15 protein-coding genes and 1 pseudogene are annotated in these 14,969 nt (G+C 71.3%); 8 read left to right on the top strand and 8 right to left on the bottom strand.

Going from position 1 to position 14,969, the window contains the following annotated elements; all coding sequences use genetic code 11:
* Positions 1-33: 33 nt before the first annotated feature.
* Entirely contained in the window at positions 34-1,200 is a 1,167-nt protein-coding gene (locus FV227_RS00950) for a type III PLP-dependent enzyme (protein ID WP_147858119.1), read from the bottom strand.
* Between the two features lie 763 nt (positions 1,201-1,963).
* Between FV227_RS00950 and FV227_RS00945 the strand changes: the two genes are divergently transcribed.
* The gene (locus FV227_RS00945) at positions 1,964-2,497 is read left to right on the top strand and encodes a GNAT family N-acetyltransferase (RefSeq protein ID WP_246686406.1); all 534 of its coding nucleotides are present in this window, start codon (positions 1,964-1,966) and stop codon (positions 2,495-2,497) included.
* A gap of 10 nt (positions 2,498-2,507) precedes the next feature.
* Here the strand turns inward: FV227_RS00945 and FV227_RS00940 are convergent, their stop codons facing one another.
* A complete protein-coding gene (locus FV227_RS00940; RefSeq protein WP_147728402.1) occupies positions 2,508-2,744 on the bottom strand; it encodes a hypothetical protein in 237 nt (78 codons plus the stop codon).
* A 188-nt stretch (positions 2,745-2,932) separates the two neighbouring features.
* Here FV227_RS00940 and FV227_RS00935 point away from each other — a divergent pair, with 188 nt between their 5' ends.
* The 3 genes from FV227_RS00935 (at position 2,933) to glcF (ending at position 7,134) form a co-directional block, all read left to right on the top strand.
* Entirely contained in the window at positions 2,933-4,375 is a 1,443-nt protein-coding gene (locus FV227_RS00935) for a polysaccharide biosynthesis C-terminal domain-containing protein (RefSeq protein ID WP_147858118.1), read from the top strand.
* A gap of 102 nt (positions 4,376-4,477) precedes the next feature.
* A complete protein-coding gene (locus FV227_RS00930; protein WP_147858117.1) occupies positions 4,478-5,662 on the top strand; it encodes an FAD-binding protein in 1,185 nt (394 codons plus the stop codon).
* A gap of 131 nt (positions 5,663-5,793) precedes the next feature.
* Positions 5,794-7,134, top strand: coding sequence for a glycolate oxidase subunit GlcF (glcF, locus tag FV227_RS00925; protein WP_147858116.1), 1,341 nt, complete (start codon positions 5,794-5,796; stop codon positions 7,132-7,134).
* A gap of 6 nt (positions 7,135-7,140) precedes the next feature.
* Here the strand turns inward: glcF and FV227_RS00920 are convergent.
* The 4 genes and pseudogenes from FV227_RS00920 to fumC all read right to left on the bottom strand — a co-directional run.
* Positions 7,141-7,449: pseudogene (locus FV227_RS00920) on the bottom strand (MBL fold metallo-hydrolase); the annotation flags it as partial.
* 85 nt (positions 7,450-7,534) lie between these two features.
* Positions 7,535-7,750: a ribbon-helix-helix domain-containing protein gene (locus FV227_RS00915; protein ID WP_147727339.1), complete on the bottom strand. Its 216-nt coding sequence runs from the start codon at positions 7,748-7,750 to the stop codon at positions 7,535-7,537.
* A 248-nt stretch (positions 7,751-7,998) separates the two neighbouring features.
* Positions 7,999-8,190: a DUF4169 family protein gene (locus FV227_RS00910; protein WP_147727338.1), complete on the bottom strand. Its 192-nt coding sequence runs from the start codon at positions 8,188-8,190 to the stop codon at positions 7,999-8,001.
* A 30-nt stretch (positions 8,191-8,220) separates the two neighbouring features.
* Positions 8,221-9,633, bottom strand: a complete 1,413-nt coding sequence (gene fumC / locus FV227_RS00905) for a class II fumarate hydratase (protein ID WP_147727337.1) — start codon at positions 9,631-9,633, stop codon at positions 8,221-8,223.
* Between the two features lie 135 nt (positions 9,634-9,768).
* Between fumC and FV227_RS00900 the strand changes: the two genes are divergently transcribed.
* Positions 9,769-11,163 carry a cytochrome P450 gene (locus tag FV227_RS00900; protein WP_147858115.1) on the top strand — a complete coding sequence of 465 codons (1,395 nt, stop codon included), beginning with the start codon at positions 9,769-9,771 and terminating at the stop codon, positions 11,161-11,163.
* Between the two features lie 12 nt (positions 11,164-11,175).
* On the opposite strand, the gene FV227_RS00895 is transcribed toward FV227_RS00900, so the two are convergent.
* Entirely contained in the window at positions 11,176-11,925 is a 750-nt protein-coding gene (locus tag FV227_RS00895; RefSeq protein ID WP_147727335.1) for a phosphodiester glycosidase family protein, read from the bottom strand.
* A 196-nt stretch (positions 11,926-12,121) separates the two neighbouring features.
* Between FV227_RS00895 and FV227_RS00890 the strand changes: the two genes are divergently transcribed.
* Entirely contained in the window at positions 12,122-12,592 is a 471-nt protein-coding gene (locus tag FV227_RS00890; protein WP_147727334.1) for a hypothetical protein, read from the top strand.
* A gap of 61 nt (positions 12,593-12,653) precedes the next feature.
* Here the strand turns inward: FV227_RS00890 and FV227_RS00885 are convergent, their stop codons facing one another.
* Complete coding sequence (locus FV227_RS00885) at positions 12,654-13,064, bottom strand: DUF4174 domain-containing protein (protein WP_147727333.1); 411 nt, start codon at positions 13,062-13,064, stop codon at positions 12,654-12,656.
* A 125-nt stretch (positions 13,065-13,189) separates the two neighbouring features.
* On the opposite strand from FV227_RS00885, the gene FV227_RS00880 reads away from it, so the two are divergent.
* Positions 13,190-14,206, top strand: a complete 1,017-nt coding sequence (locus FV227_RS00880; RefSeq protein WP_147858114.1) for an NADP-dependent oxidoreductase — start codon at positions 13,190-13,192, stop codon at positions 14,204-14,206.
* Positions 14,207-14,416: 210 nt separating this feature from the next.
* Positions 14,417-14,956, top strand: a complete 540-nt coding sequence (gene ssb / locus FV227_RS00875) for a single-stranded DNA-binding protein (protein WP_147727331.1) — start codon at positions 14,417-14,419, stop codon at positions 14,954-14,956.
* The last annotated feature ends 13 nt before the right edge of the window (positions 14,957-14,969 follow it).

Below are 14,969 nucleotides of genomic sequence, written 5' to 3'. Positions count from 1 at the left end.
AACGACCCGCGGCCGCCGAAGGTGCGGATCGGGTCAGATCACGATCTGTTGCAGCGGCGGGAAACCGTTGAAGGCGACCGCGGCGTAGGTCGTGGTGTAGGCGCCGGTGCCCTCGATCAGCACCTTGTCGCCGATGGAGAGGGAGACCGGCAGCGGGTAGTGATCGCGCTCGTAGAGCACGTCCATCGAGTCGCAGGTCGGGCCGGCCAGCACGCACGGCGCCATCCGGTCGCCGTCATGCGCAGTGCGGACGGGATAGCGGATTGACTCGTCCATGGTCTCGGCCAGCCCCCCGAACTTGCCGATGTCGAGGTAGACCCAGCGCACCTCGTCCTCCGCGGCCGACTTCTTCGAGATCAGCACGACCTCGGCCTCGATCAGGCCGGCGTTGCCGACCATGCCGCGGCCCGGCTCGATGATCGTCTCGGGCAGCCGGTTGCCGAAGTGCTTGGTGAGCGCGCGGAAGATCGCGTCGCCGTAGGATTCCACGCCCGGCACCTGCTTGAGGTACTTCGTGGGGAAGCCGCCGCCGAGGTTGACCATCGACAGGCCGATGCCGCGGAGCGCGCACTCGCGGAAGATGGTCGAGGCGGAGGCGAGCGCTCCGTCCCAGGCCTCGGTGTTGCCCTGCTGCGAGCCGACGTGGAACGAGACGCCGTAGGCCGAGAGGCCCTGACGATGGGCGTGATCCAGCACGTCGACCGCCATCACCGGCTCGCAGCCGAACTTGCGCGACAGCGGCCAGTCGGCGCCGGCTCCGTCGCACAGGATGCGGCAGAACACCTGCACCGCCCGGGCCTCGACCCCGGCGGCGGCGGCGGCGCGGACGATCTTCTCGACCTCGGCCTCGCAATCGACCGCGAACAGGCGGATGCCGAGACGGAGCGCACGGCCGATGCAGCGCTCCTTCTTGATGGTGTTGCCGAAGGAGATCCGCTCGGCGGTGGCGCCGGACGCGAGCGCCATCTCGATCTCGGCGACCGACGCGGTGTCGAAGCACGAGCCCATGTCGGCCAAGAGGCGCAGCACCTCGGGGGCCGGGTTGGCCTTCACCGCGTAGAACACGCGGGTGTCGGGCAGCGCGCGGGCGAACGCGGTGTAGTTGTCCCGGACCACGTCGAGGTCGAGCACCATCACGGGGCCCTCGTCGCGGCCGAGGTCGCGGCGGACGCGCAGGAAGTCGCGGATGCGATCGGTCATGTCGGTTCCAACCCACAGGTTCGCTAGGCCGCCCACGGGGGAGCGCGCCGTCGAAGATGTGACGGTCCAGGCGGACCGCCGGCGTCTGGGGCCGATGCGTCGCGCGGACCCGCGCGCTGTGGAGACGCGACGATCCGTGCGGGCGCGAAAAGCACCCGGAGGCTGCCGTGGATTGGACGGGGTTTTCCCATCCGCACGCCGGGCAAGGAGAAACAAGCCTCTTCGGTGCCGGCCTTTGGAGGGCCGACGAGACCAAAAAAGCCCGTTCGTCGTTGCTTTAAGCTGCGTCCCCCGTGGAGAGCGGGGTTCGCCGGTTTCGCCTCCGGCTGCCGGTTGTTGTCGGGGTCCGGTGTCGCCACCTGGATGCCGGCCGGAGGGGATCCACCCTGTCGACCATCGATCCTTTAAGACCCCTGGCGGCTGTCCGGCAGTTGGCCGGATGCCCACCAACCGACACGCGGCCACAGGCACGTGCGAAATTGGGCAGGGCGGATATACGGACGCCGCCGCGCCATCACAAGGAGAAATCGCCGCCATGCGGTGGGATTCCCTGTGCAGAGCGGGCAGCTGTTGCCAAAACGCAGCGCTCGGCCGTGGCCGGGCTTCCCAAGCGCGCGAAGAGGGGGCATCTGACGCCGGTCGACGGTGGCGACGCCCTGCCGGTCCGCGGCAGCCGGGCGTCGTGCTGCGCGTGCGGCGGGCGGTGAGCGGCGGTCATCATGGTCGGGGTGAGACGGCGGACGATTCGGCCCCGGGGGACCGCGTGAGCCCGCAAGCCGACGGCGAGCTGAAGATCCGCCTCGCGCGCCTCGACGATCTCGATGCCCTGGTCGCCCTGGAGAACGCGACCTTCTCGACCGACCGCGCCGAGCGGCGTGCGATCCGCCACGCGATCCGCTCGCCCTCGATGAGCGTGCTGGTCGCCTTGCTGGAGGAGGAGGACGGGACCAACGTCCTCATCGGCGCGGCGACGCTCGAGCGCCGCCGCAACAGCCGCAACGCGCGGCTCTCGTCGATCGCGGTGTCGTCGTCCCGTTCGGGTCTCGGCCTCGGCGGGCGGCTGATGCAGGCGGTGGAGGACGAGGCCCGCCGCCACGGCTGCACCCGCCTGCGCCTCGAGGTCCGCGCCGACAACGGCGCCGGCCTGCGCTTGTACGAGCGGCGCGGCTACACCCGCTTCGACGTGCGCGAGGATTATTACGAGGATGGGATGGAGGCGTGGCGCTACGAGCGCCCGCTCGTCGACGACGCGCCGGGCACGGCGCAGGTGCCGCCCCGGCAGCGCCGGAGCGGCTGAGGCCGAAAGATCAGTCGCAGCGCTCCTTGCGCACCGTCTTGCGGTCGCCCTCGTCGTTGGTCGACGTGACCGTCTTCGTGGAGCAGCCGTCGCTGCTCTCGCGGGTCTCGACCGTCTTGCTCTCGGTCGCCGGCCGGTCGACGACGACGGTGTCCGGCGCGCCGCGCTCGATCACGGTGGTCTGGGCGGTGGCGGCCTGAACGCCCGCGAGGGCGAGGATTGCGGCGGCGGGAACGAGGATGCGCATCTGACGGGGACTCCGGGGAAGGTTTGGACCGGACGCGGAAACGGCCTTCGGCGCCAAACCGTTCCGGCGCGCCCTCGTCGTGCCGGATTCAGGGAATCTTACCGGCGCGGCGCTAGATCGAGGCCGCAGGCCGCGCTCGCCCGTGCCGGTTCGTCCCCGAAGGCTCGTTCGTCCCCGAAGGCTCGTCCATGGCCGTGATCGCCGCTTTCGTCCTGAATGCCGGGCTGAACTTCGTCCTCGGCCTGCTCATCGCCAAGCTGCTCGGGCCGGCCGACTTCGGACGGTTCGCACTGGCCACCGCCGGCACCCTGGTGATCACCACCGTGCTGTTCGAATGGCTGCGCCTGTCGGCGACGCGGTTCTATTCCGTGCGCGTGCGCCTCGACGAGCCGTGGATCCGCCACGGCCTCGACCGGGCCTACGCCATCCTCGCGGCGCTGCTGTTGTCCGCCGCGGCCATCGCCGGGGGCCTCAGTCTCGGCGACGGTCCCGACGGCCACGCCGCGATCCTGTCCGGCGCGATGCTGGCGGCGCTCGGCATCGGCGTGTTCGACTACCACGCCGCGCTCGCCCGCGCCCGCTTCGACGGCAAGCTCTACTTCGGCCTCGTCGCGGTGAAGAACGTGCTGGCCTTCGCGATGATGGCGGCGGCCGCCTGGTATCTGCGCCAGCCGGCCTGGGTGCTGGCCGCCGCCGGGCTGAGCCAGCTCCTCGCGGTGCTGATCCTGCGCCACCCGCTGCGCGACCCGGTGACGACGGTGGAGCATCATCGCCGGCGCGAGACCTGGACGCTGTTCCTGCGCTACGGACTGCCGCTGATCGCGGCCAACGCCGTCTACCAGCTCCTGCCGTTCCTCAACCGCGGCACCATCGCGGCGCAGGCGGGATTCGCCGAGGCCGGCTACTTCGCCCTCGCCGCCGACGTGACCGCACGCAGCCTGACCATGCTCGGCACGGCGCTCGACCTGCTGCTGTTCCAGCTCGCGGTCCGCGTCGAGGAGCTGCACGGACGTGCGGCGGCCGAACGTCAGGTCGCCGCCAACGCCGCCACGGTCTTCGCGCTGCTGCTGCCCTGCGCCGTCGGGTTCTGGGCGGTGCTGCCGGCGCTCGAGGCGCTCGTGGTGCCGGAGGCCTATCGCGGGCCGTTCGCCCTCTACGCGCTGCTGCTGATCCCGGGCCTGTTCTGCCTCGCGATGATGTTCTTCGCGATCAACCCGGTGTTCCAGATCCGTCGCCGCACCCTGCCGGTGATCGCGGCCGCAGCGGCCGGGCTCGCCGTCAACGGGCTCGGCCTGCTCGTCCTGCCGCCGCTGCTCGGCGGCGCCGGCGTGGCGCTGGCCCAGACGCTGGCGCTCGGCGCGGCCTTCGCCTGGCTGGCCGTGCGGGCCCTGACCGGACGCGACCGGCTCGTGCTCCCCTGGAGCGAGATCCTGTCTGCGAGCGCCGCCTGCGGCGCCATGGCCCTGGCGCTCGCGCCGTTGCGCCATCTCGATCCGCCGCTCGCGCTCGGTCTCGCCGTGCCGCTCGGCGCCGGCCTCTACGCGGCCGTGGTGTGGATCTTCGACATCGCCGGCCTGCGCAGCCAGGTGGCCGGGCGCGTCCGTTCCGCCCATCCCCTGGCCGCAGAGTAGAGCGGTTCCACTTTGCAAGGTGGCCGCGATCCCGCATGATCGCGGCCACAAGGATGCCGCGCAGAAGGCATCCGCCGAAAACACGCGACCGGGCAGGAAACGATGCCATTCTACGAGCCCCGCGACGAGGGCGAGGCGGCCGAGATCGTCGGTGCGGCCGCCGGCCGGTCCGAGCCTCTGCGCCTCGTGGGCGGTGACACCATGGCCGGGATCGGCCGGCCGGCGCAGGACGAGGCGACCCTGTCGGCGCGGGCGCTCTCCGGGATCACCCTGTACGAGCCGGCCGAGATGGTGATCGCGGCACGCGCCGGCACGCCGCTCTCGGAGGTCCAGGCGCTGCTCGCCGCGCGCGGCCAGATGCTGCCGTTCGAGCCGATGGACGCCCGGGCCCTGATGGGCAGCGCCGGCGCGCCGAGCTTCGGCGCGGTCGCGGCGGCCAACAATTCCGGGCCGCGCCGCATCAACGCCGGGGCCGCCCGCGACAGCCTGATCGGCGTGCGCTTCGTCAACGGCCGCGGGCAGGCGATCAAGTCCGGCGGCCGGGTGATGAAGAACGTCACCGGCCTCGACCTCGTGAAGCTGATGGCCGGCTCCTGGGGCACCCTCGGGCTGCTGACCGAGGTCACCTTCAAGGTGCTGCCGGTGCAGGAACGCGTCGCGACGCTGGTCTTCTCGGGGCTCGACGACGCCCGCGCCGTCGCCGCGCTCGCCGCCGCGCTGGGCTCGCCGTTCGAGCTCACCGGCGCGGCGCACCTCCCCGCGGGGATCGACGGCGAGGACCCCCGCACGCTGATGCGCCTCGAAGGCTTCTCCGACTCCCTCGACTACCGCATCGGCGAGCTGCGCAAGCTCCTGAAGCGCTTCGGCGCCGCCGAAATCCTGGATGGCGAGCCCGGCGCCGCTCTGTGGACGGCGATCCGCGACGCGACGCCGTTCGCCGGCTCGGCGGACGCCGTGTGGCGCCTCTCGACCGCGCCGACGCGCGGGCCGGCGCTCGCCGCCGCGATCGGCCGCACGATGCCGGCCCGCTGGTTCTACGACTGGGGCGGCGGCCTGGTCTGGCTCGCCGTGCCGAGCGCGGGCGATGCCGGGGCCGCGGCGATCCGCGGCGCGCTCGCCGAGCACCGCGGCCACGCCACGCTGATCCGCGCGCCCGACGCGGTGCGCGCCGCGGTGCCGGTGTTCCAGCCGCTGTCCGAGCCGCTGATGCGGGTGACGCAGGGGATCAAGGCGGCGCACGATCCTGCGGGAATTTTCAACCCCGGGCGGATGTACGCGGGGGTTTAGCGCTTCCGCGCGGGGGCCCGACCTCGCGCGGGCCGTCCGCCGCATCGTGCCCGGCGCGAAACGGTGGCACAGACGATCGAACGACGGGGCCGACGCGATCGGCCTGAGACAGGACGCATCCAGAACGCGCCATGCAAACCAATTTCTCCCTCGCTCAGCTCGCCGACCCGGCGATGGCGACCTCCGAGAAGATCCTGCGCACCTGCGTGCATTGCGGGTTCTGCACGGCGACCTGCCCGACCTACCTGCTGCTCGGCGACGAGCTGGATTCCCCGCGCGGGCGGATCTACCTGATCAAGGACATGCTCGAGGGCGGCAAGGCGGCGAGCGCCGAGGTGGTCAAGCACGTCGACCGCTGCCTGTCGTGCCTGTCCTGCATGACGACCTGCCCATCGGGCGTGCACTACATGCACCTCGTCGACCACGCCCGCAGCCATATCGAGGAGACGTTCTCCCGGCGGCTCGACGACCGCGCGCTCCGGGCTATCCTGGCCTTCGTTCTGCCCCATCCCGGCCGGTTCCGGCTGGCCCTGTGGGCGGCCAAGCTCGGCGCGCCGTTCAAGCCGCTGGTCGCGCGCCTGCCGCGGGTCGGCAACCGCCTCGCCGCGATGCTCGACCTCGCGCCCGCCGCGCTGCCGGGCCGCGAGCCGACGAACCGGCCCGCGACCTTCCCGGCCGTCGGCGCCCGGGCCGAGAGGAAGCGCGTCGCGCTGCTGCGCGGCTGCGCCCAGAGCGTGCTCCGCCCCGATTTCAACGCGGCGGCGATCCGCCTGCTGACCCGGCACGGCGTCGAGGTGGTGCATGCGGACGGGGAGGGCTGCTGCGGCGCGCTCACCCACCACATGGGCAGGACGGACGATTCGCACACCCAGGCCAAGCGCACCATCGACGCCTGGATCGGGGAGGCCGACGGCGCGGGGCTCGACGCGATCCTCGTCACGGCGTCCGGCTGCGGCACGACGATCAAGGATTACGGATTCATGTTCCGCGACGACCCGGCCTATGCCGACAAGGCGGCGCGGGTCTCGGCGCTGGCCAAGGATGTGACCGAGTTCGTCGCGACGCTCGGCATCGCGCCGGTGATCGAGAGCGACCTCGTCGTCGCCTACCATTCCGCCTGCTCGATGCAGCACGGCCAGGGTATCCGCACCGAGCCGAAGGCCTTGCTGAAGCAGGCGGGCTTCACCGTGAAGGACGTGCCCGAGGGGCACATCTGCTGCGGCTCGGCCGGCACCTACAACATCCTGCAGCCGGAGCTGGCAGGCAAGCTCAGGGCGCGCAAGGTCGCCAACATCGAGCGCATGCGCCCCGACGTGATCGCCACCGGCAACATCGGCTGCGCCACCCAGATCGGGAAGGGCACCGCGATCCCGATCGTCCACACGGTGGAGTTGCTGGATTGGGCGACCGGCGGGCCACGGCCGGCCGCGATCGGGCGATCGGCCGAGCCGGCGCTGCAGGCGGCGGAGTGACGAACCTCAGCGTTCGAGCTGATGGGTGACCGGGATCCAGCGATAGCCGGTGCCGCTGCGCCCGACGTAGCCGAGCGAGGGGAACGAGGTGTGGTAGCCGGCGACGACGAGGTCGTCGGTGGCTGCCATGTCGTAGATCCGCCGGCGCGTCGCGGCGCCCGCGGCCTTGTCCATGTCGAACAGGGCGTGCCAGCCGGGCTCGGCGAGCGAGGCGACCTCGTGGTGGGCGCAATCGCCCCAGATCAGCATCCGCCGCCCTTCGCTCTCGACGTGGAAGGCGAGGTGGCCGGGCGTATGCCCGTAGGCCGCGAGCGCATGGTGAGCACGACGAGGTCGACCGCCTCCGGCGCGGTGCCGGCCGCCTCGCTCAGCCTTCGCGACATCCGGCGCTGACGACCGGTCAGGGCGCCCGCTCGCGAAACGCCGCCAGCACGAAGACCCGGATCGCCGAGGACAGGTTCTGGCCGTCGCGGCCGGCATCGATCGCCCCGATCAGCGCCTGCACCGATTGGCCGCGTGCTGCGGCGATCTCGCCCAGAGCGGTCCAGAACGGATCCTCCAGCGACACGCTGGTGCGGTGGCCGGCGATCATCACCGAGCGCTTGGTGATGCTCATCGTGGGCTCTTCCCTCCCTTCCCAACCTTCCCCGTCATCCCGGGGCGCCGAAGGCGAGCCCGGGATCCAGAACCGCAGGTCGTGCCTCGGATGGCGCCGTCGGCGGCTCTGGATCCCGGCCTCTGCTGCGCAGCCGCGGGATGACAGAGTGAAGCGGTATCAGAAGCAATTTACTTGGATCGGACGAGATCGGTGAACGCCGTGGCTCCCTCCAGGGAAACGGACGTCGCGCGGCGGCGCACCCTCGCTCAGGTCTCCGGATCCGGCCCGACCAGCTTGTGGCCCTCGTGGCGGGCGACCTCGATCGCCGTCTTGCGCTCCTGCAGGGTCCGGGCCTTCTTCGGGCGGCCGAAGGCGATGCGGTTGTCGGCCGCCTTCTCGTCCTTCTCGACCCGCAGGCGTGCCTTGCGGGCTTGGCGCAGGTTGATGATCTCGGCCATCGCGTCGATCTCCCGGGTCTCGGCTTCGGCCTACTCGGCGCTCGGGGCCAGCATGGTCTCGGGCCGCACCACGCGCTCGAACTCGGCCTCCGTCACGTAGCCGAGGCGCAGGGCCTCTTGCTTCAGGGTGGTGCCGTTCTTGTGCGCCGTCTTGGCGATCTCGGCGGCCTTGTCGTAGCCGATCGAGGGCGCGAGCGCGGTCACCAGCATCAGCGAGCGGCTCATCAGGTCGGCGATCTTGTCCTCGTTGGCCTTGATCCCGACGACGCAGTTGTCGGTGAAGCTCACCGCCGCGTCGGCGAGCAGGCGGATCGACTGCAGCACCGCGTTGGCGATCACCGGCTTGAACACGTTGAGCTCGAAGTTGCCCTGGCTGCCGGCGAAGCTCACCGTGGTGCCGTTGCCGATCACCTGCGCGCAGACCATCGTCAGCGCCTCGCACTGGGTCGGGTTGATTTTGCCCGGCATGATCGAGGAGCCCGGCTCGTTCTCCGGCAGCGACAGCTCGCCCAACCCGGAGCGCGGGCCGGATGCCAGCAGGCGGATGTCCTGCGCGATCTTGAACAGGCCGGCGGCGAGCGCCGAGAGCGCGCCCTGCGTGAACACCAGCGCGTCGTGGGTCGCCAGCGCCTCGAACTTGTTGGCGGCCGAGGTGAAGGGCAGGCCGGTCAGCTCCGCGACCTTGGCGGCGAAGCGCTCGGCGAATTCCGGATGCGCGTTCAGCCCGGTGCCGACGGCGGTGCCGCCCTGCGCCAGCGCCAGCACGCCGGGCAGCGTCGCCGCGATGCGCGAGCCGCCGAGCGCGACCTGCGCGGCGTAGCCCGAGAATTCCTGGCCGAGCGAGACCGGGGTCGCGTCCTGCAGGTGGGTGCGGCCGATCTTGACGATCGATTCGAAGGCCTTCGCCTTCGCGTCGAGCGCGGTGTGCAGGTGCGTCAGCGCCGGCATCAGGCGCTCGGTGATCTCGCGCGAGACCGCGATGTGCATCGCCGTCGGGAAGACGTCGTTCGAGGACTGGCCGCGGTTGCAATGGTCGTTGGGGTGGACCGGCGACTTGCCGCCGCGCTTGCCCCCGAGCCGCTCGTTGGCGAGGCTGGCGATCACCTCGTTGGCGTTCATGTTGGACTGGGTGCCCGATCCGGTCTGCCACACCACCAGCGGGAACTCGTCGTCGTGGCGGCCCTCGACCACCTCGGCCGCCGACGCCGCGATCGCCTCGGCCACCTTCGGGTCGAGGCCGCCGAGATCCTGGTTCACCAGGGCGGCCGACTGCTTGACGAGGCCCAGCGCGTGGACGAGCGGCGCCGGCATGTGCTCGGTGCCGATCTTGAAGTTCTGGATCGAGCGCTGGGTCTGCGCCCCCCAATACCGGTTCGCCGGAACCTCGATCGGCCCGAAAGTGTCGGATTCCGTGCGGGTGGCGGTCTCGGGCTGCGGCGACATCGTGGCCTCTACGTTCGGTGCGGTGCGGTGCCTACCTACGACAGGCGGCGGCAAATCGCGAAGGCGCTTTTCCGGCCGTGTCCCGACAAACGCGGCGGCCTGTTCCCCGTCGCGCCAAGCAAGGATGGCGCCCGAATGACGGCGACGATCGCGATCGACACGGATGCGCCGGTGGCGTCCCGCTTCCGGCCGCCGGTGCCGGCGCCGCGCCGCACGGCGATGGGCCTGTTCGAGTTCCTCAAGGCGGCGCGCAAGAACCCGATCACCACCTGGATGGAGGATCACTTCACCGCCCCCGTGGTGGCCGGCGACGGCGCCATGGGCCGCATCACCGTGGTCAGCGACCCGGCACTGATTCGCTACCTCCTCGTCGAGAACGTCGGCAACTACCGCAAGGACGACCTCCAGCGCCGCGTCCTGGCGCCCGGGCTCGGCAACGGCCTGCTCAGCGCCGAGGGCGACGCCTGGAAGCTGCAGCGGCGGACGCTGGCGCCGATCTTCTCGGCGCGCACCGTGCGGGGTTTTTCCGATGCGATGAACGCGTCCGGCGCCAAGCTCGCCCGCCGCCTGGTCCGGCGCGACGGCACGCAGGTCGACGTCGCGCTGGAGATGACCCGCGTGACGCTGGACGTGCTGGAGCGGACGATCTTCACCCAGGGCCTGCCCGGCGATCCCGATGCGCTCGGGCGGGCGATCACCCGCTTCCTCGAGGCTGTCGGGCCGATCGACCCGCTCGACGTGTTCGGCGTGCCCGATTTCGTGCCCCGGCTCGGACGCCTGCGGGCGCGGCCGGCGGGGCGCTACTTCGCCGAGGTGGTCGAGGAGCTGATCGCCCGCCGCAAGGCGCTGTTGGCGGCCGGCGACGCGCCGCAGGACCTGATGACGCTGTTGCTGGCGGCGCAGGACCCCGAGACCGGCAAGGGCCTCACCGACCTCGAGGTTCAGGCCAACATCGTCACCTTCATCGCCGCCGGGCACGAGACCACGGCGAATGCCCTGACCTGGGCGCTGTACTGCTTGGCGAAGGACGACGCCGCCCGCGAGCGCCTCGAGGCCGAGGTCAACGCGGCGGGCGACGGCGACGTCGCGATCGAGGCGCTGCCCTTCGCCAAGGCGGTGATGGAGGAGGCGATGCGCCTGTTTCCGCCGGTGCCGTTCCTCAGCCGCCAGGCGATCCGCGACGATCGCCTCGGCCGCATCAAGGTGCCGCGCGGGTCGATGGTGCTGGTCGCGCCCTACGTGCTGCACCGGCACCGCACCCTATGGGACGATCCGGACGCCTTCGTGCCGGAGCGGTTCCTCGGTACGAACCGCGACGCGATCCCGCGCTTCGCCTACCTGCCGTTCGGGGCGGGCCCGCGCGTCTGCATCGGTCAGAGCTTCTCGCTGCAGGAGGCGGTGATCGTGCTGGCCCACATCGTCCGCGCCGTGCGGTTCCGGATGCCAGCCGACCATCCGCCGATGACGCCGCTGCACCGGGTGACCTTGCGGCCCGAGCACGGCCTGCGCATGGATGCGACGCGCCGCTGAGGCGGGCCGTCCCTATCGTGCGACCGCCCCGACCATCGGCCCGAGCGGGCGGCTGATGTCGCTGCGCTTGAGCGCCGGCGCGTAGAGGCTCGACACGCTGCCGTCGAGGAACAGCGCGTTGCGGCAGCCGAGGTCGTCCCGGAACAGGCGCGCGAAGGCGCCGAAGGTGACAGGATGCTCCGAGATCGCGAACACCGCCACCCGCCCGTCGTCGCGGACGCCGACGCCGTTGCGGATCTTCTGGCTCGGCCCGTCGGCGGAGATCTTGGGGTGGATCTGCCCGTCGATCACCAGCATCGGGCCGGACTGCGTCGCGAAGTCGGGCCTCAGGCGTGCCTTGAGGTAGTGCCCGGTGTCGAGCACGCCGGCGCGCTCGCCCTTCACGTAGAACACGCCGTTCGGCTTGAGGTGGAAGTTGCCCGGCCCGTTGGCGGTCGAGACGCCCTTCATCTCGCGGCCGTCCTCGACGTAGAGGCCGACCGGGGCCTGGCCCTTGTCGTACATGCCGGCGTTCATCGCGAAGCTCAGGCGCGGGCCCTGCTTCTCGGCGAGCGCCGAGAGCGACGAATAGGGCTGCCCGTCGGCACCGAGCCAGAACAGCCGCACGCGCTGGCGGCGGAGATCGACGGTGCACACGGTGAAGCTGTCGCCCTGCGCCTGGACGGGCCGGCAGGCCTCGGGGACGGCCGTTTCCGCGCGCGCGCCGCCGCTCGAGACGGCCAGGAAGGCGAGAGCCGCCGCCAGGGTCGGACGTAACATCATCGTGAGGCCTCGAAGCAGCCGAGCCATTCGCACGCCTGCGGCGCGTCTCCTCACCTTAGAATGCGACGCTTTTCAAGCAGCCGCGATGGCCGCAGCGAGGAGGCGGTTTCGAATGTCGCAGCCTGAACCGAAATCGGCGCCTGCGCGTTTCTCGGACGATGGGGGTTACGGTCACGACTCTTCTGGAGATGGTTTGATGAAGCGTCTTCTTCTTGCTTCGACGTTGATGGTCGGAGCGCTCGCTTACCTGCCGGCGTCGGCCGAGGCGCGCGGCTTCGGCGGTGGCTTCCATGGCGGTGGGTTTCACGGCGGCGGCTTCGGAGGGTTTCGTGGCGGTGGCTTCGGCGGGTTCCGTGGCGCCGGCTTCCGGGGCGGTTTCGGCGGCTATCGCGGCGGCTTCGGCGGATATCGGGGCTACGGTTACGGCCGCGGCTACGGGTACGGCCTCGGCGGCCTGGGTCTCGGTGTCGGCCTCGGCCTCGCCGCCGGCGGCCTCTACGGGGGATACGGCGGCTACGGCTACCCGGGTTACGGATACGGCTATGGCTACGCCCCGGCCGCCTACGGCGGCTATGGTTACGGTTACGGTGGCGAGTGCGTGACCGTTCCCCGGGTCCGCTGGACGCCGTACGGCTATCGCCGCGTGCTGGTCGAGCGCTGCTACTGAGCGGATCGACGACGAAAACGAGAAAGAGGGCTGCCCGCGGGCGGCCCTTTTTTGTTTCGGCTCAGCGCTGGCGGCGCATCTCGTCCCGGCGCATCGGCATCGCGTCGATCGTCGAGAACAGCCGCAGTACCGGGATCGGGTCCGACGCCGTGATCTTGACGCCGCCGTCCTTGCCGACGAGCACCGCGTGGAACGCGTCGGCCGGAAGACGCAGCTGCCGCCGGATCGCCGCGGCGCTTTCCCCTTCGCCCACCGCCTCGACCACCACGAGATCCCGCTCGCCGAACCCGGCACGCGCCGCCTCGACGGCGGCGCGCTGCTCGGCGAGCCGGCGATCGTCGGCATCCGGGGCGGACAGGACGAGCACGCGCGACGCCTGGCGATAGCGCGCCAGCGGGTCCTGCGCCGCGGCGGCCTGGCCGGTGAGGGCGATCGACGCGATGGCGAGGGTGAGGCCGGATCCGACGCGCATGCGGTTGCTCTCGTGTTTGGGGATCGGTTCGATCGGGCAACGCGGAACGCGCGCGACGGTGACATCGGGCCTCGCCGCTGCGACATGATAAGCCGATCGATCCTCGACCCTCACGGAGACCCGGCATGGCCGCCAAGAACCGCCGCATCGTCCTCGCCGCGCGTCCGCACGGCGAGCCGACCTTGCAGAACTTCCGCCTCGAGGAGGCCGTCGTCCCGACGCCGCGCGCCGGCGAAATCCTGCTGCGCACACGCTGGCTCTCGCTCGACCCCTACATGCGCGGCCGGATGAGCGCGGCGAAATCCTACGCGCAGCCGGTCGGCATCGGCGAGCCGATGACCGGCGGGACGGTGAGCGAGGTGATGCGCTCCGAGCACCCGGACTTCCCCGTCGGCACCCTGGTTCAGGCCTTCGGCGGATGGCAGGAGTTCTCGGTGTCCGACGGCAACGGCCTGCGAAAGGTCGATCCCGCGGTCGCACCGCCGACGACGGCGCTCGGCGTCCTCGGCATGCCCGGCATGACCGCCTATACCGGGCTCCTCAACATCGGCGAGCCGAAGCCCGGCGAGACCGTGGTGGTGGCCGCCGCCGCCGGGCCGGTGGGGTCGCTCGTCGGGCAGATCGTCAAGCTCAAGGGTGCGCGCGCCGTCGGCATCGCGGGCGGCCCCGAGAAGTGCGCCTACCTCACGCGCGAGCTCGGCTTCGACGCCGCGGTCGACCATCGCTCCGACGACCTGCCCGGCGCGCTGGCCGCCGCCTGCCCGAAGGGCATCGACGTCTACTTCGAGAACGTCGGCGGCGCGGTCTTCGAGGCGGTGCTGCCGCTGCTGAACGACTTCGCGCGCATGCCGGTCTGCGGCCTGATCGCCGGCTACAACGCCACCGAGCTGCCGCCCGGCCCCGACCGGTCGCCGCTGCTGATGCGCGCGGTGCTGACCAAGCGCCTGCGGATCCAGGGCTTCATCGTCTGGGATTTCGCGAGCCAGATCGACGCCTTCGAGCGGGAGGTCGGCGGCTGGATCGCGGATGGATCGGTGAAGTACCGCGAGGACGTGGTCGAGGGCCTGGAGAACGCGCCCGAGGCCTTCATCGGCCTGCTGAAGGGCCGCAACTTCGGCAAGCTCATCGTCCACGTCGCCTGAGCGGGACTTCGCAGCCGGCGCCGCGCGATGCGGCACCGGCTTGCCGCGTAATAGGAACAAAGATAGAACACAGGAGGCCGGCGCCGCGTGTGGGTGATGGGGACAAGCGCCGCTGCGCCGGTTGCCCGGGCTCGTCCCGAGGCTCATGAAGAGCACCCGCGGGTTCGGCCGGACCGAGCCCTGTGAGATCCGACGGCGAAGGAGAGAGCGATGGCGGGCAGCGTCAACAAGGTCATTCTGGTGGGCAATCTCGGGCGCGATCCCGAGACGCGCCGCCTTGGCTCCGGCGATCCGGTGGTCAACCTGCGCCTCGCGACCTCCGAGTCGTGGAAGGACAAGGCGTCGGGCGAGCGCAAGGAGAAGACCGAGTGGCACTCGGTCGTGATCTACAACGAGAACCTCGCCCGCGTGGCCGAGCAGTACCTGCGCAAGGGCTCGAAGGTCTACATCGAGGGCCAGCTCCAGACCCGGAAGTGGACCGACAATTCCGGCGTCGAGAAGTACACCACCGAGGTGGTGCTCCAGCGCTTCCGCGGCGAGATGACGATTCTCGACGGGCGCGGCGGCGGTGGCGAGATGGCGGCCGACGACGAGGGCAGCGGCCAGGTCAGCCGCGGCGGCGGCGGCGGCGGCGAGTATGGCGGTGGCCGTTCCCAGGGCGGCAGCGAACGGCGTCAGCCCCCGGCGCCCGCGGGCGGTGGCGGCGGTTCGCGCGGCAACTACGACCTCGACGACGACATCCCGTTCTAGGCAGCACCCGCCC

The sequence above is a fragment of the Methylobacterium sp. WL119 genome, from assembly GCF_008039875.1.
Taxonomy (GTDB): domain Bacteria; phylum Pseudomonadota; class Alphaproteobacteria; order Rhizobiales; family Beijerinckiaceae; genus Methylobacterium.
This window is presented reverse-complemented; position numbering and strand designations above follow the sequence as displayed.